2 protein-coding genes are annotated in these 1,485 nt (G+C 60.6%); both read left to right on the plus strand.

Annotated elements, in window-relative coordinates; translation table 11 throughout:
• The first annotated feature begins 159 nt into the window (after positions 1-159).
• The gene (locus tag KH616_RS24960; RefSeq protein ID WP_292254912.1) at positions 160-474 is read left to right on the plus strand and encodes a DUF1153 domain-containing protein; all 315 of its coding nucleotides are present in this window, start codon (positions 160-162) and stop codon (positions 472-474) included.
• Positions 471-1,292: an IS3 family transposase gene (locus KH616_RS24965; protein WP_292254916.1), complete on the plus strand. Its 822-nt coding sequence runs from the start codon at positions 471-473 to the stop codon at positions 1,290-1,292. Before KH616_RS24960 ends, KH616_RS24965 begins: the two co-directional genes overlap by 4 nt.
• Positions 1,293-1,485: the final 193 nt, after the last annotated feature.

Consider the following 1,485-nt stretch of genomic DNA (forward strand, 5'->3'; position numbering starts at 1 on the left):
TTCCCGTGTGAAAGTAGGTAATCGTCAGGCTCCCCATCTGAAAACCCCCGCCCAGTCAGGCGGGGGTTTTTGCTTTGCAGCGCCGCAACCCGCCCCGCCTCCGACCAGACTGTATTGACCCAGTGAATTCCTGCTCACGCCATAATGGACGGAAAGACGATGAGCACGAAGATGGACGAAGACATCAAGCGATGGACGGCGAAGCGCAAGAGCGCGCTGGTGCTGGACATCATCCAAGGCAAAATGACGGTGGCGGAAGCCAGTCGCGCTTACGACCTGTCGCCTTCCGAGGTTGAGAACTGGGTCGACGACGGCAAGCGGGGCATGGAGAACGCGCTGCGGGCCAATCCACTGGATCTGAAAGAGCAATACGAACGGCAGATCAAGGAACTGCAAGAGGCGTATGGCGAAGCGATGCTGGAGCTGCGCGCCCGAAAAAAATTGCAGTCCCTGCTGGGCGAGGACGACAAGTGATCGAGACGATCCGCCAGGGACTGCAAGCTGACGGTATTACCGTCTCGATCTCGAAGCTGTGCCGTTGGTTTGAGGTGCCGCGCCGCACCGTGTATTACCGGCCGGTCAAGTCTGCACCGAAGGTTCAGGCGCGTTTTTCCGAACCGATCAAAGCACTGATTGAGGAATCGCCGTCGTTCGGCTACCGGACCGTGGCGCACCTGCTGGGGTTCAACAAGAACACGGTGCAGCGGATCTTCCAGTTGAAGGGCTGGCAGGTTCGCAAGCGACCGATTGGCTTCCGGCCTCGCGTTCAAGCGATGCCGTCGGTCGCCACCGCAGCGAACGAGCGATGGTCGACGGATATGTGCCGCGTCTGGGCCGGCCGCGACGGTTGGGCTACGTTGGCGCTGGTGATTGACTGCCATACGCGTGAATTACTGGGTTGGCGCCTGTCGCGCAGCGGCAAGGCCAGCACCGCCTCAAGCGCGTTGGAGCATGCGCTGATTGCTCGGTTCGGGACGCTCGGACGGGTGCCAAGGCCATTCCTGCTCCGGAGCGACAACGGCTTGGTTTTTACGAGCCGCGATTACACGGCATTGGTGCGCCGTTACGGGTTGCGGCAGGAGTTCATTACGCCGCACTGCCCGCAGCAAAATGGCATGGTTGAGCGCGTGATCCGCACGCTCAAAGAGCAATGCGTGCATCGCCACCGGTTCGAGACGCTGCAACATGCCAGCCGCGCGATTGCCGACTGGATCCAGTTTTACAACCATCGACGGCCACACCAGGCACTGAAGATGAAGACCCCGGCTGAGGCATTCGCTTTAGCCGCTTAACCTGTGCAGGTTTCACTGGGTCAATACAAGACCACGTAATAAAAACGCCGGACGAGGCATGTGCTGTCCTCATCCGGCGTCCGCTCCGTACGACCGCGTCAGCCATGCGGCTTGGTCGGGCGCGCTATCGCGGCATCGCAGCAGCCTTACTTCTTCTTGGCGTCGACGTGCTTCGGCTTCGGCGGCGTCTGGA

The sequence above is a fragment of the Burkholderia sp. genome (assembly GCF_018375725.1).
In the GTDB taxonomy this organism is placed as follows: domain Bacteria; phylum Pseudomonadota; class Gammaproteobacteria; order Burkholderiales; family Burkholderiaceae; genus Burkholderia.

Excerpts from the sequence above, each read along its gene's own strand:
- KH616_RS24960 (WP_292254912.1), top strand. The coding sequence starts at position 160 with ATGAGCACGAAGATGGACGAAGACATCAAGCGATGGACGGCGAAGCGC.